Source organism: Streptomyces sp. NPDC048424, assembly GCF_040651555.1.
GTDB lineage: Bacteria > Actinomycetota > Actinomycetes > Streptomycetales > Streptomycetaceae > Streptomyces.
On the sequence record NZ_JBEZKE010000011.1, the window covers coordinates 87,113 to 108,059 of the forward strand.

General features: G+C 74.6%; 18 protein-coding genes and 1 pseudogene. 7 read left to right on the plus strand and 12 right to left on the minus strand.

Going from position 1 to position 20,947, the window contains the following annotated elements:
• The first annotated feature begins 35 nt into the window (after positions 1 to 35).
• From AB0D29_RS18075 to AB0D29_RS18085, 3 genes are read left to right on the plus strand one after another with little or no spacing between them, the layout of a single operon-like run.
• On the plus strand, positions 36 to 725 hold the full coding sequence (locus tag AB0D29_RS18075; protein WP_362855263.1) for a DUF305 domain-containing protein: 690 nt from the start codon (positions 36 to 38) through the stop codon (positions 723 to 725).
• Positions 726 to 777: 52 nt separating this feature from the next.
• Positions 778 to 2,136, plus strand: coding sequence for an FAD-dependent oxidoreductase (locus AB0D29_RS18080; RefSeq protein ID WP_362855265.1), 1,359 nt, complete (start codon positions 778 to 780; stop codon positions 2,134 to 2,136).
• A 29-nt stretch (positions 2,137 to 2,165) separates the two neighbouring features.
• A complete protein-coding gene (locus tag AB0D29_RS18085) occupies positions 2,166 to 2,573 on the plus strand; it encodes a hypothetical protein (protein ID WP_362855267.1) in 408 nt (135 codons plus the stop codon).
• On the opposite strand, the gene AB0D29_RS18090 is transcribed toward AB0D29_RS18085, so the two are convergent.
• The 3 genes from AB0D29_RS18090 to AB0D29_RS18100 form a co-directional block, all read right to left on the minus strand.
• Positions 2,570 to 2,914 carry a transcriptional regulator gene (locus tag AB0D29_RS18090; protein WP_362855268.1) on the minus strand — a complete coding sequence of 115 codons (345 nt, stop codon included), beginning with the start codon at positions 2,912 to 2,914 and terminating at the stop codon, positions 2,570 to 2,572. The two genes, AB0D29_RS18085 and AB0D29_RS18090, sit on opposite strands and share 4 nt — an antisense overlap.
• 142 nt (positions 2,915 to 3,056) lie before the next feature.
• Entirely contained in the window at positions 3,057 to 4,166 is a 1,110-nt protein-coding gene (locus AB0D29_RS18095; protein WP_362855269.1) for an NADH:flavin oxidoreductase/NADH oxidase, read from the minus strand.
• Positions 4,167 to 4,244: 78 nt separating this feature from the next.
• Entirely contained in the window at positions 4,245 to 5,564 is a 1,320-nt protein-coding gene (locus AB0D29_RS18100) for a wax ester/triacylglycerol synthase family O-acyltransferase (protein ID WP_362855271.1), read from the minus strand.
• Between the two features lie 236 nt (positions 5,565 to 5,800).
• Between AB0D29_RS18100 and AB0D29_RS18105 the strand changes: the two genes are divergently transcribed.
• Both AB0D29_RS18105 and AB0D29_RS18110 read left to right on the plus strand, forming a co-directional pair.
• Positions 5,801 to 6,892, plus strand: a complete 1,092-nt coding sequence (locus AB0D29_RS18105; RefSeq protein ID WP_362855273.1) for an exo-alpha-sialidase — start codon at positions 5,801 to 5,803, stop codon at positions 6,890 to 6,892.
• Between the two features lie 39 nt (positions 6,893 to 6,931).
• Positions 6,932 to 7,921, plus strand: a complete 990-nt coding sequence (locus AB0D29_RS18110) for a MerR family transcriptional regulator (protein ID WP_362855275.1) — start codon at positions 6,932 to 6,934, stop codon at positions 7,919 to 7,921.
• Here the strand turns inward: AB0D29_RS18110 and AB0D29_RS18115 are convergent.
• The 4 genes and pseudogenes from AB0D29_RS18115 to AB0D29_RS18130 form a co-directional block, all read right to left on the minus strand.
• Positions 7,919 to 8,518: pseudogene (locus AB0D29_RS18115) on the minus strand (sigma-70 family RNA polymerase sigma factor); the annotation flags it as partial. The gene AB0D29_RS18110 and the pseudogene AB0D29_RS18115 overlap by 3 nt on opposite strands.
• Positions 8,519 to 8,654: 136 nt before the next feature.
• On the minus strand, positions 8,655 to 10,025 hold the full coding sequence (locus AB0D29_RS18120) for a deoxyribodipyrimidine photo-lyase (protein ID WP_362855276.1): 1,371 nt from the start codon (positions 10,023 to 10,025) through the stop codon (positions 8,655 to 8,657).
• 77 nt (positions 10,026 to 10,102) lie between these two features.
• Positions 10,103 to 11,692, minus strand: coding sequence for an SDR family oxidoreductase (locus tag AB0D29_RS18125; protein WP_362855278.1), 1,590 nt, complete (start codon positions 11,690 to 11,692; stop codon positions 10,103 to 10,105).
• Positions 11,693 to 11,861: 169 nt separating this feature from the next.
• On the minus strand, positions 11,862 to 12,539 hold the full coding sequence (locus AB0D29_RS18130; protein ID WP_362855279.1) for a uracil-DNA glycosylase: 678 nt from the start codon (positions 12,537 to 12,539) through the stop codon (positions 11,862 to 11,864).
• A gap of 152 nt (positions 12,540 to 12,691) precedes the next feature.
• Between AB0D29_RS18130 and AB0D29_RS18135 the strand changes: the two genes are divergently transcribed.
• A complete protein-coding gene (locus AB0D29_RS18135) occupies positions 12,692 to 13,606 on the plus strand; it encodes a hypothetical protein (RefSeq protein ID WP_362810693.1) in 915 nt (304 codons plus the stop codon).
• Between the two features lie 135 nt (positions 13,607 to 13,741).
• Here the strand turns inward: AB0D29_RS18135 and AB0D29_RS18140 are convergent, their stop codons facing one another.
• The 4 genes from AB0D29_RS18140 to AB0D29_RS18155 form a co-directional block, all read right to left on the minus strand.
• On the minus strand, positions 13,742 to 14,806 hold the full coding sequence (locus AB0D29_RS18140) for a lactonase family protein (RefSeq protein ID WP_362855280.1): 1,065 nt from the start codon (positions 14,804 to 14,806) through the stop codon (positions 13,742 to 13,744).
• Between the two features lie 55 nt (positions 14,807 to 14,861).
• Positions 14,862 to 15,998, minus strand: coding sequence for a nitric oxide synthase oxygenase (locus tag AB0D29_RS18145; RefSeq protein WP_362855281.1), 1,137 nt, complete (start codon positions 15,996 to 15,998; stop codon positions 14,862 to 14,864).
• A 196-nt stretch (positions 15,999 to 16,194) separates the two neighbouring features.
• Entirely contained in the window at positions 16,195 to 16,776 is a 582-nt protein-coding gene (locus tag AB0D29_RS18150) for a GNAT family N-acetyltransferase (RefSeq protein WP_362855283.1), read from the minus strand.
• A gap of 144 nt (positions 16,777 to 16,920) precedes the next feature.
• The gene (locus tag AB0D29_RS18155) at positions 16,921 to 17,166 is read right to left on the minus strand and encodes a hypothetical protein (RefSeq protein WP_362855284.1); all 246 of its coding nucleotides are present in this window, start codon (positions 17,164 to 17,166) and stop codon (positions 16,921 to 16,923) included.
• 48 nt (positions 17,167 to 17,214) lie between these two features.
• Here AB0D29_RS18155 and AB0D29_RS18160 point away from each other — a divergent pair, with 48 nt between their 5' ends.
• Entirely contained in the window at positions 17,215 to 19,215 is a 2,001-nt protein-coding gene (locus AB0D29_RS18160; RefSeq protein WP_362855285.1) for an ATP-binding domain-containing protein, read from the plus strand.
• On the opposite strand, the gene AB0D29_RS18165 is transcribed toward AB0D29_RS18160, so the two are convergent.
• Positions 19,205 to 20,707, minus strand: a complete 1,503-nt coding sequence (locus AB0D29_RS18165) for an FUSC family protein (protein ID WP_362855468.1) — start codon at positions 20,705 to 20,707, stop codon at positions 19,205 to 19,207. The genes AB0D29_RS18160 and AB0D29_RS18165 overlap by 11 nt on opposite strands.
• Positions 20,708 to 20,947: the final 240 nt, after the last annotated feature.

Here is a 20,947-nt window from a genome sequence, read left to right on the forward strand (position 1 = left end):
AACGGAACCAGGACCCCGGCAGTATCTTCCCTTTCATGGACATGGCAAAAGACCTCCGGGGCCGCGAGGCGTCAAGCGTGCTGATCCGCCGCTCCGCCGCGGCGGTGGCGACCGCCGGCCTCCTGCTGGCGCTCGTCGGCTGCCAGGGCGGGGACGAAGGGGCGGACCGGGCCGCGGACGGAGGGGCCGTGGTCGTCGCCCCGGGCCGGCCCGGCGAGAAGGCGCGCACGCTCACCCCCGAGCAGGCCGCGAAGGCGAAGCCCGACGACAGCCCGAACGCCGCCGACCGCGCCTACGTGCAGCGGATGATCGAACACCACCGGCAGGCGCTGACCATGAGTGCGCTGGCCCCCGAGCGGGCCGGGGCGGACGGGGTCAAACGGCTGGCGGAACGGATCTCGGCCGCCCAGCGGCCCGAAATCGGGGCGATGGAGAAGTGGCTGACCGTCCATCCGGCCCCGTCGGGGGGCTCCGGCGGACACGACCACGACCACGCCACCATGCCGGGCATGGCGACGGAGCAGCAGCTCGAGGAGCTGACCGGGGCGAGGGGCGCCGATTTCGACCGGCTCTTCCTGAAGCTGATGACCGCCCACCACGAGGGCGCCGTGAAGATGGCCGGCGAGGTGCTGGCCGCCGGCAACAACGTGGCGGTCGAGGAGATGGCCACCGAGGTGGTGGCCACGCAGAGCGCCGAGATCCACCGGATGCGCGCGATGGGCTGACGGCGGAGGGGGCCGGTGTCATGCTGGGACCACCTGCGGGAGGAGCTCCGCCGTGCTTCGTGTCGCCGTCGTCGGATCGGGCCCCAGCGGGGTCTACGCGGCCCAGGCGCTGGTCCAGCAGCGCGAGGTGCCCGGGGTGCGGGTCGACGTACTGGACCGGCTGCCCGCCCCGTACGGGCTCGTACGCTACGGGGTCGCCCCGGACCACGAGAAGATCAAGTCGCTGCAGGGCAGCCTGCGCACCGTCCTGGAGGACGAGCGGATCCGCTTCCTCGGGAACGTCGAGGTCGGCGGGGCGGAGCTGTCCACGGAGCGGCTCCTGGAGCTGTACCACGCGGTGGTGTACTGCGTGGGCGCGGCGCGGGACCGCCTGCTGGGGATCCCCGGCGAGGAACTGGCCGGGGTGCACTCCGCGACGGCCTTCGTGTCCTGGTACAGCGGCCACCCGGACGCCGTCGACGAGGTCTTCGACCTGCCCGGAGTGGATTCGGCGGTGGTCGTCGGAGCGGGCAACGTCGCGGTGGACGTGACCCGGATCCTGGCCCGCGGCACGGCGGAACTGGCGCCGACGGACATGCCGCAGCCGGCGCTCGGCGCGCTCGCGGACAGCGGGGTGCGCAGGGTGGCGATGGTGGCCCGGCGCGGCCCCTCGCAGGGCAGGTTCACCACCAAGGAGCTGCGTGAGCTGGGCACCCTGCCGGGGGTGGACGCCCGCGCGGACCGCGCCGAGCTGGCGCTCGACCCCATGTACACCGATCCGGGCGCGGCCGCGGCGCTGCCCGCGGTGGCCCGGCGGAACCTGGAGGTGCTGCGCGGCTGGGCGGAGGCGGATCCGGGCGTGGAGCCGCGCCACATCGCGCTGCGGTTCTACCTGCGTCCGGTGGAGGTCCTCGGCGGGCCCGACGGCCGGGTCACCGGGATGCGCTTCGAGCGGACCGCCCCGGACGGGCTCGGCGGGGTGACCGGGACGGGCGTCCACGAGGACATCGAGGCGCAGTTGGTGCTGCGGTCTGTGGGGTACAAGGGCGTTCCGCTGGCCGGGCTGCCGTTCGACCCCGCCAAGGGGACGGTCCCGCACGCGGCGGGCCGGGTGGTCCGTGCGGGCCGGGCCTCGGTCGGCGAGTACGTGGCGGGCTGGATCAAGCGCGGCCCGACCGGGGTGATCGGCACGAACCGGCCGTGCGCGAAGGAGACCGTGTCCTCGCTGCTCCAGGACGCGGCGGTGCTGGCCCGGCGGGAGCTGCCCGGGGACCCGCTGGCCGCACTGCGGGCGGCGGGGCTGCATCCGGTGGAGTGGCCGGGCTGGCAGGCCATCGAGACGGCCGAGTCCGATCTGGGCCGCTCCCTGGGCCGCCGTTCCGTCAAGATCCCGGACTGGGCGGGGCTGTTGGGCGCCGCGGGGCTCGCGTAGGGGACGTCTCGCATTAGAGTGCTGGGGTGATGCGCGCAAGAACGCTGGTACTCGCGGTGACCGTGGCGGCCTGCGCCGTGCTGTCGGGGTGTACGGACGAGGGCGCCGACCGGGCGGGCGCACCCGCGCCGGGCCCCACCGTGACGAGTACGGCCGCTCCCCCGGACGCGGCGGCCCTCGCCGAGCGCTACCGGAAGGCGGGCGGGGACGCCGACGTGTACGGCATCGAGCAGGTGCCCGGGCCGGACGGCTCATCTCCCCTGTTCGTCGTCCACACCCACAACCCGGACGCGGACCATGCCCGGTTCACGCGGCAGGCGACGTCCATCACCGCGTACCTGACGCTCCGCGAGGGCGTCACGCTGCCGCACGGCTACCGCATGGACGTCTTCGGCCCGGACGGCGGGCTGCTCCACCGCTGGGACGCCACCTTCTAGGACAGTCGCGCCGACTCGGCCTCGGCCGCCGTGAGGACGCTGTCCAGGAGGCCGGGGAAGAGGGCCTCCAGGTCATCACGGCGCAGGGCGTTGAGCTTGGTGGTGCCCCGGTAGGTCTGGCGCACGACTCCGCTCTCCCGCAGGACGCGGAAGTGGTGCGTGGTCGTGGACTTGGTGACCGGCAGGTCGAAGTACGAGCAGGCCAGGTCCGCGGCCGAGGCGGCCAGGTCCAGGACGATGGAGAGCCGGACCGGGTCGGAGAGCGCGTGCAGCACGCCCTCCAGGCGGATCTCGGCCGCTTCGGGGTGGGCGAGGGTACGGCCGGCGTCCCGTTCCGTCATGTCCCTGCTCCACTCACTCGGCTTGCTGCGGGCCCCCATCGTACGAGAGTCGTCGAAGGAGTCGGGGCTCTCGCGGAAATCGGCGGGAACGGGGTGCGGCTCCGCCGCGGGCGGGGCGCCGGGCGCCGGAGCCGCACCGCCGTCACCAGGAGCGGTGGTACGGCTCGGGCGTACGGATCTCCGCGCCCAGCTCGGCGGCCGCACGGCGGGCCCAGTACGGGTCGCGCAGCAGCTCACGGGCGAGCAGGACCGCGTCGGCCTCGCCGTTGGCCAGGATCTTCTCGGCCTGCTCCGGTTCGGTGATCAGGCCGACGGCGGCGACGGGGAGGGTCGTCTCCTCCTTGACCCGGGCGGCGAAGGGCACCTGGTAGCCCGGGCCGACCGGGATCGACACCCCGGGGGCGAGGCCGCCGGTGGAGACGTCGAGGAGGTCCACGCCGTGTTCCTGGAGCAGCCGGGCCAGGCGTACCGTCTCGTCGGCGGTCCAGCCGTCCTCCTCCAGCCAGTCGGTGGCGGAGATCCGGAAGAGCAGCGGGAGCTCCTCGGGCCACACGGCCCGTACGGCGTCCACGACTTCGAGGGCGAAGCGGGTCCGGTTCTCGAAGGAGCCGCCGTAGGCGTCGGTGCGCTTGTTGCTGTGCGGGGAGAGGAACTCCCCGATGAGGTAGCCGTGGGCGCCGTGGATCTCGACGACCTCGTAGCCCGCCGCGAGCGCGCGCTCGGTGGCGGCCGCGAACTGGGCGGTGATCCCGGAGATCTCATCGACCGTCAGCTCGTGCGGCACGTGGCTGCCCTCGCCGAACGGGACGGCGCTGGGGGCGACGGGCTGCCAGCCGTGCGCCTCGGGTCCGACCGCGCCGCCGCCCTTCCAGGTGCGGTCGGTGGAGGCCTTGCGGCCGGCGTGCGCGATCTGGATGCCGGGGACGGTCCCCTGGGCCTTGAGGAAGGAGGTGATCCGGCGCAGCGCCGCGACCTGGGTGTCGTTCCAGATGCCGAGGTCGTAGGGGGTGATCCGGCCTTCCGGGGAGACGGCGGTGGCCTCCTGGATGATCAGGCCGGTGCCGCCGACGGCGCGGGCGGCGTAGTGCGCGAAGTGCCAGTCGTTCGCCACGCCCGCGTTCGGGCCGAACGCCTCGGCGCTGTACTGGCACATGGCCGCCATCCACACGCGGTTCGGGACGGTGACCGAGCGGAGGCCGTACGGGGTGAACAGGGCGGCGAAAGCGGCAGGGGCGGCGGGGGCAGCACTCATCAGGGCTCCAGAGGTCACCGGGCGCGCCGGGGATCGGCGGCTGAGTTCGAGACTCACCGTACTACGAAATCCTTCGTACTACGAGACCTCTCGTACAAGCGCGTCGAGCTCCGCGCGCAGCGCTCCCGCCAGGGCCCCCAGGTCCGGGACGGCCGCCGCGTCGGCGACCAGCCCGTAGTGGACGGTCCCCTTGTACGTCGACACCGCGACGGCCATCGACTGGCCGCGGGCCAGCGGGGCGAGCGGGTAGACCTCGCGGACCCGGCTGCCGCCGAGGCTGAAGGTGAATCCGGGCAGCGGGACGCTGGTGACCAGGATGTCGAAGAGCAGCCGGGCGGCCTGCGCCACCAGCGGACCGCCGAGCCGGTGGCCCAGCGGGTGGACGTGGTCGGCGAGCAGGGCGACGGCCCCGGCGCCGCGCGCGGGCCCGGCGTCCTTGTTGCGGTCCATCGCCGCACGGACCCGGTCCAGGCGCAGCAGCGGGTCGCGCTCGGCCAGCGGCAGCCGCAGCAGGTAGCCCGAGAGCCGGTTCCCGCCGCCGGCCCCGGGCCGGCCCCGGCGGGACACCGGAATCAGCGCGCGCGGGCCGGGTCCGGTCGGCGCGGGATCGCCCCGCTCCTCCAGCCAGCGCCGCAGCGCCCCCGCGACCATGGAGATCAGCACGTCGTTGACGGTGCCGCCGGCGGCCTTGCGGACCAGGTTCACCTCGTCCAGGTCGAGGGCGAGGCCCGCGACGGCCCGGGTCCCCGGCCCGGCCGGGTCCGCGGTGAGGGCCGCGGGGACCCCGAGCGGCAGCCCGGCGCGGGCCACGGCGGCCCCGATCTCCAGGGCCTGGCCGACGTCCTGGACCCGGGCGGCCAGGGTCCCGGGGAGCCGGCGCAGGGCCGAGCCGGCCCGCTGCTCGGGGACCGGGCGCGCCGGGGTCCGAGGGGCCGGCCCCTCGTCGAAGAGCGCGGCCGCCAGGGCCAGCGCGCCCAGGCCGTCGGCGAGGGCGTGGTGGAACTTGAAGAGCACGGCGAAGGAGTCCGGGTCCGGCCCGGCCAGCACGTGGGCCTCCCAGGGCGGCAGCTCCCGGTCGAGCGGCCGGGCCATCAGCGGGCCGGCGGCGGTGTGCGGGTCCGCATCGTCGGTCGGCACGAGGAAGACGTGCCGCGCCGGGTCGAAACCGGGGTCCGGGGACCAGGCGGCCGCGCCGACCGGCAGCAGCACGTCGCGGATCCGCCGGCGCAGGCCCGGCACGGCGGCGCAGCGGGCTGCGATCAGGGCGGCTGCGCGCTCGGCGGCGCCGGGGCCGCCGGCGGCGGAGAAGACGGCGAGGGCGCCGAGGTGCATGGGGTGGGCGGCGGATTCGATCCGCCAGAAAGCGAGGTCGAGCGGTGACAGGTGCTCGGTGGCCACGTAGGTCCTCTCGCGTGCGGCGATGACAGCAGTGCAGTGGCTTGAAGTCAACCCATTCCAAACGCCTACGTTCAAGTAGCAATGATTTCCGGAGAGTAAATGATCGGTATCGATCAGCTATGGAAGGGTCCGGTGCCGTCCGCCGGGCCGCTGTCAGAGGGTGGGTGCAGACTGGCCGGAAAGACGCTTCATGAGGAAACGCCCCGCAGGAACGACGAGGTCCGGAGGTACCGGCCATGCCCGATGTGCTGCTGCTCGTGGGAACCCGGAAGGGGCTCTTCGTCGGCCGACGGCGAGGGGAGGGGCCGTGGGAGTTCGACGGGCCGCATTTCAACGCCCAGGCCGTCTACGCGGTCGCCGTCGACCGCCGGGGTCCGGCACCCCGGCTGCTGGTCGGCGGGGACAGCACGCACTGGGGGCCGTCCGTCTTCACCTCCGACGACCTCGGGGCCACCTGGCGCGAACCCGCCACGGCCGCCGTGAAGTTCCCCAAGGACACGGGCGCCTCGCTGGAGCGGGTCTGGCAGCTCCAGCCGGCCGGGCCCGAGGCCCCGGACGTGGTGTACGCGGGGACGGAGCCGGCCGCGCTGTTCCGCTCGACGGACCGGGGCGAGTCCTTCGAGCTCGTCCGCCCGCTGTGGGAGCACCCGAGCCGAGGCGACTGGGTCCCGGGCGGCGGCGGTGAGGGCCTGCACACGGTGATCACCCATCCCCGCGACCCGGACGCGGTGACGGTGGCCGTCTCCACGGCCGGCGTGTTCCGGACGAAGGACGGCGGCGCCAGCTGGGCCCCGTCCAACGACGGCGTCTCCGCGGTGTTCCTGCCGGACCCGCACCCCGAGTACGGCCAGTGCGTGCACAAGATCGCCCAGGACGCCGGGGACACCGACCGGCTCTACCTGCAGAACCACTGGGGCGTCTACCGCAGCGACGACGCGGGGGCCCGGTGGACCGACATCGGCGGCGGGCTCCCCTCCGACTTCGGCTTCGCGGTGGCCGCGCACCCGCACCGGCCGGACACCGCCTACGTATTCCCGCTCAACGCCGACTCCGACCGCGTCCCGGCCGAGCACCGCTGCCGGGTCTTCCGCACCCGGGACGCCGGCGAGAGCTGGGAGCCGCTCTCGAAGGGGCTGCCCTCCGGGGACCACTACGGCACGGTCCTGCGGGACGCCCTGTGCACGGACGACGCGGACCCCGCGGGCATCTACTTCGGCAACCGCAACGGTGAGCTGTACGCCAGCCAAGACGACGGCGAGAGCTGGCAGCTGCTGGCCGAGCACCTGCCGGACGTACTGTGCGTGCGCGCGGCGACCATCGGCGGGTGACGGCGAAACCGCATCGTTCGTGCGCCGTACGGTGAGGACATGTCCGAGACGACGCTTGGCATCACCACGGGCGCGGTGGCACGCCACCTCGGCGTGTCGCCCACCACGCTGCGGTCCTGGGACCAGCGCTACGGCATCGGCCCCGCGGCGCGCGAGGACGGGCGACACCGTCGCTGGACCGCCGGGGACATCGCGATGCTGGAGGAGATGTGCCGGCTCACCGCCTCCGGCGTGCCTCCCGCCGAGGCGGCCCGGGCGGCCAGGGCGGCCCGGGGCGGGCTCTCCCGCCCGGTCGCGGATCGGGGACCCGGGGCGCGTCCGGTGGGCCGGCCCGGGCCCGTGCGCCCCGGCGCCGTACCGGACGTACCGGACGAGCGGGCCGAGCGGGACGTGCTCCGGGAGAGCCGGGGGCTGGCCCGCGCCGCGGTACGCCTCGACGGCCCGGCCCTGGACGTGCTGCTGGGCGACCTCATGGCGGGCCACGGGCTCGTCACCGTCTGGGAGGAGGTGATGGTGCCGACCCTGCACGCCGTGGGGCGCAAGTGGCAGTCCTCCGGCGACCGTTACGTCGAGGTGGAGCACCTGCTGTCCTGGCACGTCTCCACGGCCCTGCGGCGCGTGGCGCCCGCCCCGGTACGGCGGACCGCCGCTCCCCCGGTGCTGCTGGCCTGCGTTCCGGCCGAGCAGCACACCCTGCCCCTGGAGGCGCTGGCGGCGGGGCTCGGCGAACGCGGCCTGCCGGCCCGGATGTTCGGCGCGGCCGTCCCCGCCGAGGCACTGGACGCCGCCGTGCGGCGCACGGGACCGGCCGCCGTTGTGCTCTGGTCCCAGGCCCGCTCCACCGCCGACCACGCACTGGCCCGGTACGTCACCGAGAGCGCCTTCGGGGTCAAGGGGGCGCGGACGCACCCCGTGATGCTGCTCGCCGGCCCCGGCTGGGCGGGCCGCGCCCCCGGACCCGGCACGCTGCGCCCCGGCGGTCTGCGGGAGGCGCTCGACCTCGTCTCCCGGCTCTACGACACCCTTTAGGGCCCGGCGCAGCCGCTGGAGTCCGCGCCGCACATGGCTCTTGACCGTGCCCAGCGGCAGGCCCGTGCGGCGGGCGATCTGGACCTGGGTCAGGTCGGCGTAGAAGGCGAGGGCCAGTACCTCGCGCTGGACTCGGGGAAGACGCGCGAGTTCACGGGTGACGAGGAGACGGTCCAGGGCCCGCTCGCACCCGTCGGGCGCCGGGGCGGCCGGTGGCAGGGCCGCCCCGGCCGCGGCGGCCAGGTCGAGCCGGCGCGTCCGGGCGGTGAGCGCGTCGGCGATCTTCCGGCGGGCGATGCCGACCAGCCAGGCGGGGACGGGCCCGCGCTCGGGGCGGTAGCCGGCGCGGCCGGCCCACGCCGCGAGGAAGACCTGCTGGGTGACGTCCTCGGCCTCCCGGGCGTCACCGAGGGTGCGGGCGGCCAGGTGGTGCACGAGGCGGCCCCAGCGCCGGTGGGCCAGGGCGAAGCAGTCCGCGTCGCCCCGCCCGATCCCGCGGCCGATCTCCTCGTCCGAGAGCAGGTCCCGCAGAGCGCCCGAGCCCCCGGCCGAGACCCCGCCCGGGAGCGTCCCGGTCGTGCCGGCTGCTGCGCTCATGACGACTCCGCCTCCTCACCGCTGCCGGGAGCTCGGCCGCTCCCGCCCCCTCAGGCTCCGGCGCGGGAAGGAGGCGCTTCAACTCGCATCGTTCGTGCGTCGTCCTGCGCTCCGGCGCGGCCCGCGGGCAGGGTGGTCAGTCCCGCCCCCGGGCGTGGCGGAAGCGGGCCAGGCCGTCGGCGAGGGTCACGATCGGGTCGGGGTAATCGCAGGCGTCCCGCTCCGGGCCGGTGAGCTTCCACGGCTCGTGGATCGTCCCGGCGGGCAGGTCCGCGAGCTCGGGGACCCAGCGGCGGACGTAGGCCCCGTGGGGGTCGTACCGCCGGCCCTGGAGGACGGGGTTGAGGACCCGGTTGGGCCGGGTGTCCGTCCCCGTCCCCGCCACCCACTGCCAGTTGAGCTGGTTGTTCGCCACGTCTCCGTCCACGAGGAGGTCCAGGAAGTGGCGGGCGCCCTCGCGCCAGTCGACGTACAGCGTCTTCGTGAGGAAGGAGGCGGCGATCAGGCGTCCCCGGTTGTGCATCCAGCCCTCGTGGGCCAGTTGCCGCATGGCGGCGTCCACCACCGGGTAGCCGGTCCGCCCCTCCCGCCAGGCCCGCAGGTCCGCCTCCGCCTCGGCGCCCCGCCGCCAGTGGTCGTGCCGGGGCCGGTAGTCCGCGGTGGCCGTCTCCGGCCGGGCGGCGAGCACCTGGTGGTGGAAGTCCCGCCAGCACAGCTGCCGTACGAAGGCGCCGGCGCCCGCGCCGCCGCGGGCCTTGGCCCGGTGGACGGCCTCGGTGGCCGATACGGCGCCGAAGTGGAGGTACGCGGACAGGTGGGAGGTGGCGTCGCCGGCGAGGTCGTCGTGGCGTTCCTCGTAGGTGTCGGCGAGCCGGGACAGCCAGCTGCCGAGCCGGCGGCGGCCCTCCCGCTCCCCACCTGCGGGGAGGCCCTCGGACACGTCCCCCGCGGAGGCCCGCGACGGCAGCGCCTCGGAGCGCACCCCGCGGACCACCCGAACGGCCCGAGGGGCGGCGAGGGGCGTACGCAGCGGCTCGGCGGCCCAGCGCTTGAAGTACGGGGTGAAGACGGCGAAGTGGTCGGATCCCTGCGGGGTGACGGCGCCGGGCGGCACGGCCGTGGTCACCCCGTCGTGTACGTAGAGGCGGCGCCCGTCGGACTCCAGGGCGTGCCTCAGCCGTGCCTCGCGGTCGCGGGCGAACCGGGAGCATCCGGCGGCCATGTGCACCTCGTCCGCATCGGCCTGCCGCGCCACGGCGTGCAGCTCGGCGACCGTGTCCCCGGTGCGCACGACGAGCCGGCCGCCGCGGTCACGAAGGCCGGCGTCGAGGTCGGCCAGGCAGTCGGCGAGGAAGGCGAGCCGGTTGGGCGCCGCGAACCCCGAGCGGTCCACGGCGGGGTCCCGGACGAACAGCGGCACCACGTCGTGGGCCGCCGCCAGGGCGGCGCGCAGGGCCGGCTGGTCGTGCAGGCGGAGGTCGGAGGTGAACAGGACGACGGAGTTCATGGCGCCACTCCCGGCGATCGGCCACCCGGCGGGCGCGCGGGGCGGCGGCGGGTGGGCTGCGTGCGGACTTGCCGCCCTCACTTCCGCCGGCCGTCGCCTCCCGGATGCACCACGGGCCCCGTCGTGCCCACGGCGCTCTCCCGTGCGGGTTCCTCCGCCGTCTGCTCGGCGGTGCGGGCGATGTTCCGTGCCATGCCGCCGAAGACGACGGCGTGGAACGGCGCGACGCTCCACCAGTACAGCTGTCCCGCCAGGCCGCGCGGGTGGAAGAGGGCCCGCTGGCGGTAGAGCGTGCCGCCCGTGGCGTCGCGTTCGACGCGCATCTCCAGCCAGGCGAGTCCGGGGAGCCTCATCTCCGCGCGCAGCCGCAGGAGGTGTCCCCGCTCGATCTCCTCGACCCGCCAGAAGTCGAGCGTGTCGCCGACCCTGAGCCGGTCGGCGTCGCGCCGGCCCCGGCGCAGCCCCACCCCGCCGACGAGCCGGTCGAGCCAACCCCGTACCGCCCAGGCCAGGGGGAAGGAGTACCAGCCGTTCGTCCCGCCCACCCCTTCGATGACCCGCCACAGCTGTTGCGGGGTCGCCGGGACGGGCTGCTCGCGCTCGTCGGTGTAGAGGCTGCCGCCCGCCCAGTCGGGGTCGGTGGGCAGGGGGTCGCTCGGGGCGCCGGGCAGTGAGGCGTTGGACCAGCGGGTGGTGACGCGCGCCTCCTTGACCCGTTCCAGGGCCAGCGTGAGGGCGCGGTCGAAGGGGACGGGCGTTCCCGGCGCGTCGGGCACGTACTGGCGGATGTCGTGTTCCGCGCAGACGACCTCGTACTTCAGCGATTCGGCGAGCGGCCGCGCGAGGGCGGCCGGCACGGGCGTGACCAGGCCGATCCAGTGGCTGGACAGGCGCGGGGTGAGCATGGGGACGGGCAGGATGAGCCGCCGGGGCAGTCCGGCGACGACCGCGTAGCGCATCATCATGTCCCGGTAGGTGAGGAGGTCGGGGCCGCCGATGTCGAAGACCCGGCTGACGTCCTGCGGCATCCGGGCGCTGCCGACGAGGTAGCGCAGCACGTCCCGTACGGCGATGGGCTGGACGCGGGTGCCGACCCAGCTCGGCGTCACCATCACGGGGAGCCGTTCGGTGAGGTAGCGGAGCATCTCGAACGAGGCCGATCCGGAGCCGATCACGACGGCCGCGCGCAGTACGGTCGTGGGCACGCCGGAGTCGAGCAGGATCCGGCCCACCTCGGCCCGGGAGCGCAGGTGCGGGGAGAGTTCCTCTTCGGGTACGCCGCGCGGGGTGAGGCCGCCGAGGTAGACGATGCGGCCGACGCCGGCAGCGCGGGCCTCGGTGGCGAAGGTCGTGGCCGCGCGCCGGTCGGTCTCCTCGAAGTCGCGCCCGGCTCCCAGGGAGTGCACCAGGTAGTAGGCGACGTCCACGTCGCGCAGGGCGGGACGCAGGCTCTGCGCGTCGGTGACGTCACCGCGGACCACCTCGGCCCGTCCGGCCCACGGGTGGTCCCTGAGGTGGGCCGGGGTGCGGGCCAGGCAGCGCACGCGGTGTCCGGCGTCGAGCAGCTCGGGGACGAGCCGGCCGCCGATGTAGCCGCCCGCGCCGGTGACCAGGCACCGCAGTCCGGTGGCCGGGGCGGGGTTCGGGTTCCGGGGGTGCGTGCTCACGGGCTGTGCTCCGATCGTTGCGTCCCGGGACGGCGGCCGGCGGGCGCCGGACGGGTCCCCTTCGCCCATCCTTCCCCGTTCACACCCGGAACGGATGCGGACAGGGCCGGGCAGCGCCCGAACGCGGACGACCGGACAAGCCGGACAGCCGGACAGAGCGACGTGGTGCCTAGGGAAGCCGCCAGTCCACCGGCTGCGTGCCCTGGCGCGCCAGCAGGTCGTTCGCCCGGCTGAACGGGCGCGAGCCGAAGAAGCCGCGGTCCGCCGACATCGGCGAGGGGTGCGCCGACTCGAGGGCGGGCAGGTCTCCGAGCAGCGGCCGCAGGTTGCGCGCGTCGCGGCCCCACAGGATCGACACCAGGGGCGTGCCCCGGGCGACGAGGGCCCGGATCGCCTGCTCGGTCACTTCCTCCCAGCCCTTGCCGCGGTGCGCGGCCGGCTTTCCGGGTGCCGTCGTCAGGGCCCGGTTGAGCAGCAGCACGCCCTGCCGGGTCCACGGGGTGAGGTCCCCGTTGGACGGCCGGGGAAGTCCCAGGTCGGAGTTCAGCTCCCGGAAGATGTTCTCCAGGCTGCCGGGCAGCCTGCGCACTTCCGGCGCGACGGCGAAGCTCAGGCCGATGGCCATCCCCGGTGTGGGGTAGGGGTCCTGTCCGACGATCAGGACGCGGACGTCGTCGAACGGCTGCTGGAAGGCGCGCAGTACGTTCGCGCCCGCCGGCAGGTAGGTCCGGCCCGCGGCGATCTCGCCGCGGAGGAAGTTCCCCATGGCCGCGATGTGTCCGGACACGGGCTCCAGGGCCTTCGCCCAGCCTGCTTCAACGAGTTCATTCAAAGGTCGTGGTGCCACGCCGTGTCACTCTACTGGTCCAACGGGTGGCCGGGCGCCTACCGTCGGTCAGTTGACGGTATCTGCCCTTCATCGGATAAATGCGGACAGATGCCGCCTGAGAAGGCCCTGCCCGAACACCTTGTTCCGATAAGCCAGTAGCATGCGGCGCCATGAGCTCCCCCACTGGGCCCGCAAATGGCCTGCCCGTACGAATGCCGCGACCCCGCCAGACCGGACGGCACCGCCGGCCCGAGCCCGCGGCGGCGCCCGAGGGCGCGCCCGCGCTGGTGCTCGCCGTGCCCGGTGCCCCCTCGGCCGCCTCGCGGCAGCTGGCGGAAGAGATCATCAGCATCGGCCGCTCCGAGCTGCCGGGCCTCGACGCCCGCATCGGTTTCCTTGACGGTGACGACGCCTCCGAGTTCCCGTCCCTGTCCGGCGTGCTGACCGCCGTCGCGACCGAGCGTGCCGCGCGCGCGGAGTTCGCCCGCGCCGCCGGCCACGAGGTGCCCGCACCGACCGGCCCGGACGCCGTGGTCGTGCCGCTGCTCGCCGGCCCGGACGGAGATCTGCTCCGCCGGATCCGCCAGGCGCTGATGGACTCCTCGGCCGCCGCCGAGCTGGCCGACGTGCTCGGCCCGCACCCGCTGCTCGCCGAGGGCCTGCACGTGCGCCTGTCCGAGGCCGGCCTGGCCCGCGCCGACCGCGCCCGGCTCTTCACCGTGACCACCGCCGCCGACGGCATCGTCCTGGCCACCACCGGTGGCGAGGAGGCCGTGCAGGCCGCCGGGATCACGGGCATGCTGCTCGCCGCCCGGCTCGCCGTGCCCGTGAAGGCGGCCGCGCTGGACCAGGAGGGCTCGGTGGCCGCCGTCGCCGAGCAGCTGCGCGGCGAGGGCTCCACGCAGCTCGCGCTCGCCCCGTACCTGATCGGCCCGGAGGCGGCCGACGGACTGCTGGACACCGCTTGCAAGGAGGCCGACTGCGCCACCGCCGAGGTGCTCGGGGCCTACCCGGCGCTCGGCAAGCTGGCCGTCGCCCAGTACTCCGCGGCCCTCGGGATCGCCCAGGGCGCCGCTGCCCACTGACCCGTCCGTCCGTGACGGAGAAGGCCCCCGCCGACCCTGGTCTCCAGGCTCGCCGGGGGCCTTCCCCGTGGCCCCGTACGGACGACGCGCGCGGACGTCCCGTACGGAGGCCGGTTACGGGGGCCCGTACGCGTGTCAGCCGAGGACCACGCAGGTGGCCGCGGGGACGGCCATCGAGCCGGACCGGTGCGGCCGCCCGGTCAGCGGGTCCACGTCGAACCAGGTGACGTCGCCGGAGCGCTCGTTGGCCGCGTAGAGCCGACGTCCCGAGGGGTCGACGGCGAGATCGCGCGGCCAGTCGCCGCCACAGTCCACGGCGCCGGCGAGCCGCGGCTCCTCGGGTCCGCCGGCCAGGGAGAACGTGGCGATGACATCGGCGCCGCGGACGGCCACCCAGACGAACCGCCCGTCCGGCGAGGCAACGACCGCCGAGGGGTAGGCCCGCACGGCCCCTGAGGCGCCCGTGGAGGCGACCGGAACCTCGCGGACCGGTTCCAGTTGCCCGGACGCCCCGTTCCAGCGGCAGACGGTCACCTGCGGCTCCAGCTCGTGCAGGACGTAGACCACGGCGCCCTCCGGATGGAAGACGAGGTGGCGGGGCCCGGTCCCGGCGCGCAGCGGGGTCTCGGCGTGCACCCGCAGCGCGCCGGTGGCCGGGTCCGCCGCGCAGATCCGCACCGAGTCGGTGCCGAGGTCCACGCTGAGCACCCAGCGGCCGGTCGGGTCGGGCAGCACCTGGTGGGCGTGCGGCCGCTCCTGGCGGTCGGCGTCGGGGCCGCTCCCCTCGTGCGGGAGGACGTGGGCGGGCCCGGCCGGACTGCCGTCGACGGCGAGCGGGAGGCTGCTGACGCTGCCGGAGGTGTAGTTGGCGGTGAGCAGTCGGCCTCCGCTCACGCTGAGGTGGGTGGGGCCGGCGCCGCCGACACGAAAGGCCGCGCCGAGGGGGGCGAGGCCGTCGGCGGTCGTCCGGAAGGCGGTCACCGCGCCCTCCTCGGTCTCGTTCACCGCGTAGAGCACACCGGTGTCCCGGGCGAGAGCGAGGTACGAGGGGTCGTCGGTGGCGGCGACCGAGAGCTCGGTCAGCGCTCCGGTCGCCGGATCCACGGCCGCGGTGGTGACGCCGCGGCCGCCCCCCGAGGTGAACGAGCCGATGTAGGCCCGGTGTTCGCCGCATTGGTCCGTACTGTCAGCGCCGCCCACGCGAGGCCCCTCTCACCGCTCTCGGATCCGTCGGGAGCTGACGGTAACAGAAGGTCTAGACCAAATCCCGTCCCTGGGCCCGTTCCCGCGCGCCCGGGTGGTGGACGTACGTGGTGCTGCTCGGGTTGTCCTCGTAGGTGCGGTGGAAGACCGGGGTGGCGGAGCCGGAGATCGGCGGCACGATCCAGGACCAGTCCGCCCCCACCTCGCGCCCCTTGCGTTCCTCCCGCTCCATGTGGGACAGGAACCGCCGGGACTCGGAGTGGTGGTCGGCGATGGCGACGCCGGCGCGGTCGAAGGAGTGCAGGACCGCCCGGTTGAGCTCGACGAGCGCGCGGTCCTTCCAGAGGGAGCGCTCGCTGGAGGTGTCCAGACCGAGCCGGCGGGCGACGGCCGGCAGGAGGTTGTACCGGTCGGTGTCGGCGAGGTTGCGCGCGCCGATCTCGGTGCCCATGTACCAGCCGTTGAAGGGTGCGGCCGGGTAGTGGATGCCGCCGATCTCCAGGCACATGTTGGAGATGGCGGGTACGGCGTGCCAGCGCAGCCCCCAGTCCGCCCAGCCGTCGCCGTCGGGGTGGTCGATCGGCACCTCCAGCACGGCGTCCGCCGGCATGTCGAACCAGCGGGGTTTGTCGTCGACGCCCTGGACCACCAGCGGAAGGAGGTCGAAGGGGCTGCCGGAGCCGCCGGCCCAGCCGAGCCGGAGCAGGGCCTCGGTGAGCGGGGCGTTGCGTGCGTCGCCGACGGTTATGGAGGGGTGGTCGCCGTACCCGGCGTACCTGATGAGCTGCTCGCTCCAGATCAGCGGGCCGGGTCGGCCCGGGGCGTCCGGGGCGAAGACCGTGATCGTGGGTCTGATCCTGCCGCCGTTGGTCGCCTCGCGCAGGTGGTCGAAGCACTCGGCGGCGATGTCGTCGGCGTCGGTGAGCCCGCGGCGGTCGCGGACCCGCAGCGAGTTCCAGTAGAGCCTGCCTATGCAGCGGTTGCTGTTGCGCCAGGCCACGCGCGCCCCGTGGGCCAGCTCCTCGGGGGTGTGCACGTAGGTGCCGGTCCCGGCCAGTTCGGCCCTGACGGCGGCGAGCCGGGCGCGCGGATCGCCCGCGCCCTTGGTCTCCCGGTGGAAGAGTCGGATGAACTCCTCGGCCGCTTCCCACACCTGAGCGGTGGTGGAGCGCTGTTGAAGAATTTCCATTCCGGGCGGTTACCCCCTGTCCGACCAGATCCACCCTGTACGTGCCGGATGAATGTGCAGTAAACAATTACCCGTTGTACATGCCGCAGGTCAGCGGTGTGCGGCAGGAGCGGCCGGAACACTCCTCTGAGTGATCTTCGACGATCGGCCTGCGGGCAAGGGGAGTTGGGGCGTACGATCCGGCGCAGGCGCGGGTTCAGCGGCAGGGTCGGCTCATGTAGAGCGCCCGCTCGCCTGCGGCGGGCGTACCGCCGTACAGCGTGGTGTCGAGGCCGCAGAAGCCGAATCCCATCCGCCGGTAGGCGTGCACGGCAGGGGCGTTGACCGAACTGACCTCCAACCACAGGTGCTCCGCGCCCCGTTCACGGGCGTACTCCGCAGCGCACTCCATGAGCGCGCGGCCGATGCCGCGGCCCCGCCGGCCGGGCGCGACCTCGATGTCCTCGATCGTGAGGCGCCGGTTCCACGCGGCGTAGCCGACGGCCGCGAAGCCGCACACCTCGCCGCCGTCGAGGGCCACGTAGGTGCGCGCGTCCGCGTCCCGGCCCGCGGCGCCGCCGAAGCCCTGCTCGTCGTGCTCCTCGGGCGGGAACACCTTGTGCACGGGCGGGTCCACGGGGACCTCGCGGAGCCGGAAGCCGAAGCCGTCCTCGGCGGCGGCCACCTCGAAGACCGTGGCGGTGGTGAAGGAGCTGTCCAGGGCCTCGATGGCACCCGCGTCCTCGGGGCGGGCGAGGCGGTAGACGATTCCGTCGGCGGAGCCGTGTGCGGTGGTCATGGGATCCACCGTACGCAAAAAATCCCCCGGCGGAATTCGCTGCCGAGGGATGCGAGAGAGTATATTCGTTGGTTCGTGACTTCATGGAAAACGAAGCCACAAGGAACCTTACGAGGACACTGTATCGCGGTGGGAGTGCAATTGTCAACCGAGGAATTCCGAAAAGAGCAGCAATTCGTCACCGATCTCTATCGGCGCCTCGACGACCTGCGCGACCAGGCCGAACGTGCGGTCGAAGGGGCATTGCGCGACGTGGGGAGCGGGTTTCAGGCGCGTCTCGAACGCGATGTCCTGGTCGCCGAGCAGTCCGGCCTGCTTTCCGCGCTGAATGCGGGCGAGAACGGCCTCTGTTTCGGCCGTCTGGAGTTCTCCGACGGCCGTGACCACCACATCGGCCGGATCGGAATCCGCGCGGACGACGCGGAACGCACGCCGCTGGTGCTGGACTGGCGCGCGGAGGTGGCCCGCCCGTTCTACCTCGCCACCGGCCACACCCCCATGGGGCTGCGCCGCCGCCGGCACATCAGCAGCCGGGGGCGCGAGGTCACCGCCCTGCACGACGAGATCCTCGACCTGACCGACGCGGAGCGCACCGGGCACGAGGGCGCCGACGCGGACGCCGTGCTGCTCGCCGCGCTCGACGCCGCCCGGACCGGCCGCATGCACGACATCGTGCGCACCATCCAGGCCGAGCAGGACCGGATCATCCGTTCCCCGCACCGGGGGGTGCTGGTCGTGGAGGGCGGTCCCGGCACCGGGAAGACCGCGGTCGCGCTGCACCGCGCCGCGTACCTGCTGTACGCCCACCGGGAACTGCTCGCCAAGCGCGGGGTGCTGATCGTCGGGCCGGGACCGGCCTTCCTCGGATACATCGGCGAGGTGCTCCCGGCCCTCGGTGAGACGGGCGTACTGCTCGCCACCCCCGGCGAGCTCTTCCCCGGCGTGCACGCCACCGGCACCGACCGCCCCGGGGCCGCCGCGGTGAAGGGCCGGGCCGCGATGGCGGAGGTCCTCGCCCGGGTCGTGGCCGACCGGCAGGCCCTGCCGGAGACCGTGCCGGCGGGCACCGGGGAGGAGTACGACACGGTCCCCGAGCCCGCGCTGGAGATCGACCACGACGACTACGGGACCCTGCTGCTGGACCGCACGATGGCGTACGAGGCGCGGGACCGGGCCCGGGCCACCGGGCTGCCGCACAACCAGGCGCGCCCCTCCTTCGCCTTCCGGATCATCGACGCGCTCACCGCGCAGCTCGCCGACCGGCTGGGCGCCGATCCGTACGGCGGGCCGAACCTGCTCGGCTCGGACGACGTGGCCCAGCTCGGCAAGGAGATCGCGATGAGCCCCGCCGTGCACGCGGCGATCGACTCGCTGTGGCCCTCGCTCACCCCCGAGCAACTGGTCGCCGACTTCCTGGCGGACCCCACGCACCTGTCCGCGCACGAGGCCGGGCTGGTCCGGCGCGCGGCCTCGGCGCGGCCGGACTGGACCCCGGCCGACGTGCCGCTCCTGGACGAGGCGGCCGAGCTGCTCGGGGAGGACGACAGCGCCCGGCGCGCCGCCGAGGAACGGGAGCGGCAGCGGCGCATCGCGTACGCGCAGGGGGTGCTGGACCTGTCGGAGGGCTCGCAGTCGTACGAGTTCGAGGACGAGGAGAACGAGTTCCTCGCGGCCCACGACATCATCGACGCCGAGCGGATGGCCGAGCGCCAGGAGGAGGCCGACCACCGCAGCGCCGCCGAGCGGGCGGCGGCCGACCGCACCTGGGCCTTCGGGCACGTGATCGTGGACGAGGCGCAGGAGCTGTCGGAGATGGCGTGGCGGCTGCTGATGCGGCGCTGCCCCACCCGGTCGATGACGCTGGTCGGCGATCCCGCGCAGACCGCCGACGAGGCGGGCTGCGGCTCCTGGGAGCGGATCCTCTCCCCGTACGTGGGCGAGCGCTGGGAGCTGGTCCGGCTGGGGGTCAACTACCGCACGCCGGCCGAGATCATGGAGGTGGCGGCGGCCGTGCTGCGCGAGCGCGATCCCGGCTTCGAACCGCCGCGTTCGGTACGGACGACCGGGGTGCGGCCGTGGGCGCACGCGACCGGGGACCCGGCGCGGGCGGTCGCGGAGGCCGTGGAGCGGGAGCGGCCGGCGCAGGGGCGGCTCGCGGTGATCGCGCCGCGGGCGCTGCACGCCGCGCTGGCCGCCGTCCTGCCGGGGGTACGGGAGGGCGCGGAGCCGGATCTGACCCGGGAGGTCGTCCTGCTGGATCCGCGCCAGGCCAAGGGGCTGGAGTTCGACACGGTGGTCGTGGTGGAGCCGGCCGACTTCCAGCCCAGCGACCTGTACGTGGCGCTGACCCGGGCCACCCAGACCCTCGGCGTGGTGCACTCCGCCGGCCGGCTGCCGGCGGGGCTGGCGCTGCCGGCGCGGGGGCTGGTCAGGCGCTGACGACGAACGGCGCCCGCGGGTCGCTGCCCAGCGGGGCGGCGAGTTCGGCGAGGGCCCGCTCCAGGCCGTGCAGGTGGGCGAGCGCGGGCCCGGAGGCGGCGGTGTGCGCGACGATCTCGCGGGCCGTGGCGGGCCCGCTCACGCCCCGCTCCTCGGCGGTCAGCGCCTCCACCGCCGCCTCGACGCGCCAGCAGGCCGCGGCGAGGCGGGCGTCGTGGCTGGCGTCCGGGTCGGCCGCGACGGCCACCAGGCCGCGCACCTCGCGGGCGCAGTCGTCCAGCAGCGCGATGACCTGGCCGGCGCGGGCCTTGCGCGCGCGGAACGGGCTGAGCGGGTGGACCAGCGGCGCGAGCGCCATCCGGACCCGCGCCAGCAGGGTCTCCAGCTCGGCGGCGTGGGGCGCCGGGTCGGCCGTCGGGGAGCCGGCCAGGCGGGCGGCGGCCTGGGCGGTGGCGGCGTGCACGCAGTGCAGGGCGCGCTGGATCCAGGCGTCGTTCGTGGCGTGGGTGGTGACCGGCAGCACGAGGACCACGGCCAGGGCGGCGCACACCGCGCCGACGGCCGTCTCCTCCAGGCGCAGCACGAGCAGGCCGGGGTCCAGTACGCCCAGGAGGCCGTAGAGCAGTCCCGCCATGAGGGTGACCGCGAGGATCATCCAGCTGTAGGAGACGGCGGCCGTGTAGAAGATCGCGAAGACGCAGGCGGCGACGAGGACGGCGGTGGGCGCGGGCGCGCCGTTCAGCGGGATGGCGATCAGTACGCCGGCGGCCACGCCGATGACGGTGCCGAGCACCCGGCGGAAGCCCCGCACGAGGGTCTCGCCGCGCGAGGCGGTGTTGACGAAGATCCACCAGGCGGTGCCGACGGCCCAGTACCAGCGGTCCTCGGAGAGCACCTGGCCGATGGCGAGGGCGACGGCGCAGGCGGCGGTGGCCTGGAAGGCCTGGCGGGTGGTGGGCCGGGCCAGGCCCCGGCCGGGCAGCTGTGCGGGGGCGGCGGGCGGCGGGGTGCGCCGCTCGATGGGCCAGAGCAGGAACCGTACGGCGCCGGAGGCGACCAGGGCCAGGCCCACGGCGGCGAACAGCTCCGGGAGCTGGGCGGGGACGGCGTGCAGGAACTGCGTGATGAAGAAGTTCATGAACGCGAAGATCCCGAGCGCGTGTCCGCGCGGGCCCCAGCGGCGGGCGTAGACCCCGCAGAAGACGACGAGCACGAAGGCCGCGTCGCGGGCGGGGGTCAGCCCGTGCAGGGCGGTGGCGAGGGCGAGGACCGGGAACCCGGCGGCGGGCAGCAGGGCGGTGGTGACGGCTTGGCGGCGCACGGTCGCGTCGGTGACGGTGAAGAGGGCGAGCAGGGCCGCCAGTCCCCCGGTGATGGAGGCGCTCAGGGAGAGACCGCACAGTTCGGCGAGGGCGACGGAGGCGGCGACGCCGATCACCGCGCGGGCCGCGTTCCTGAATCTCAGACGCCCCGGATCCGGAGCCACGAACATCCTCTTCACGGCGGTGTGCCGCCCCCCTCGTGTGGTGCGCGCCGGCCCGGCGCCGCCCGGGGGTGGTGGGCGGTGGACGGGCACGGCGAAGGCGCCGCGCTCCGGAACCGGCCTCGTTGCCGTCCGGCGCTGCGCGGCGCCGTAAGTACATGGATACGCCACAGATAAGCATCCGCAGGGGCAATGGCTCAAGCGGGCCCCTGCCGACTGGACCATTGGCACAGTTACCGGTGGGGATCT

Bases quoted from the DNA above. Each gene is read 5' to 3' on its own strand.
- AB0D29_RS18075 (WP_362855263.1), top strand. From the start codon at position 36: ATGGACATGGCAAAAGACCTCCGGGGCCGCGAGGCGTCAAGCGTGCTG.
- AB0D29_RS18085 (WP_362855267.1), top strand. From the start codon at position 2,166: ATGCGCGCAAGAACGCTGGTACTCGCGGTGACCGTGGCGGCCTGCGCC.
- AB0D29_RS18090 (WP_362855268.1), bottom strand. From the start codon at position 2,914: ATGACGGAACGGGACGCCGGCCGTACCCTCGCCCACCCCGAAGCGGCC.
- AB0D29_RS18095 (WP_362855269.1), bottom strand. From the start codon at position 4,166: ATGAGTGCTGCCCCCGCCGCCCCTGCCGCTTTCGCCGCCCTGTTCACC.
- AB0D29_RS18105 (WP_362855273.1), top strand. From the start codon at position 5,801: ATGCCCGATGTGCTGCTGCTCGTGGGAACCCGGAAGGGGCTCTTCGTC.
- AB0D29_RS18110 (WP_362855275.1), top strand. From the start codon at position 6,932: ATGTCCGAGACGACGCTTGGCATCACCACGGGCGCGGTGGCACGCCAC.
- AB0D29_RS18120 (WP_362855276.1), bottom strand. From the start codon at position 10,025: ATGAACTCCGTCGTCCTGTTCACCTCCGACCTCCGCCTGCACGACCAG.
- AB0D29_RS18135 (WP_362810693.1), top strand. From the start codon at position 12,692: ATGAGCTCCCCCACTGGGCCCGCAAATGGCCTGCCCGTACGAATGCCG.
- AB0D29_RS18145 (WP_362855281.1), bottom strand. From the start codon at position 15,998: ATGGAAATTCTTCAACAGCGCTCCACCACCGCTCAGGTGTGGGAAGCG.
- AB0D29_RS18150 (WP_362855283.1), bottom strand. From the start codon at position 16,776: ATGACCACCGCACACGGCTCCGCCGACGGAATCGTCTACCGCCTCGCC.
- AB0D29_RS18165 (WP_362855468.1), bottom strand. From the start codon at position 20,707: ATGTTCGTGGCTCCGGATCCGGGGCGTCTGAGATTCAGGAACGCGGCC.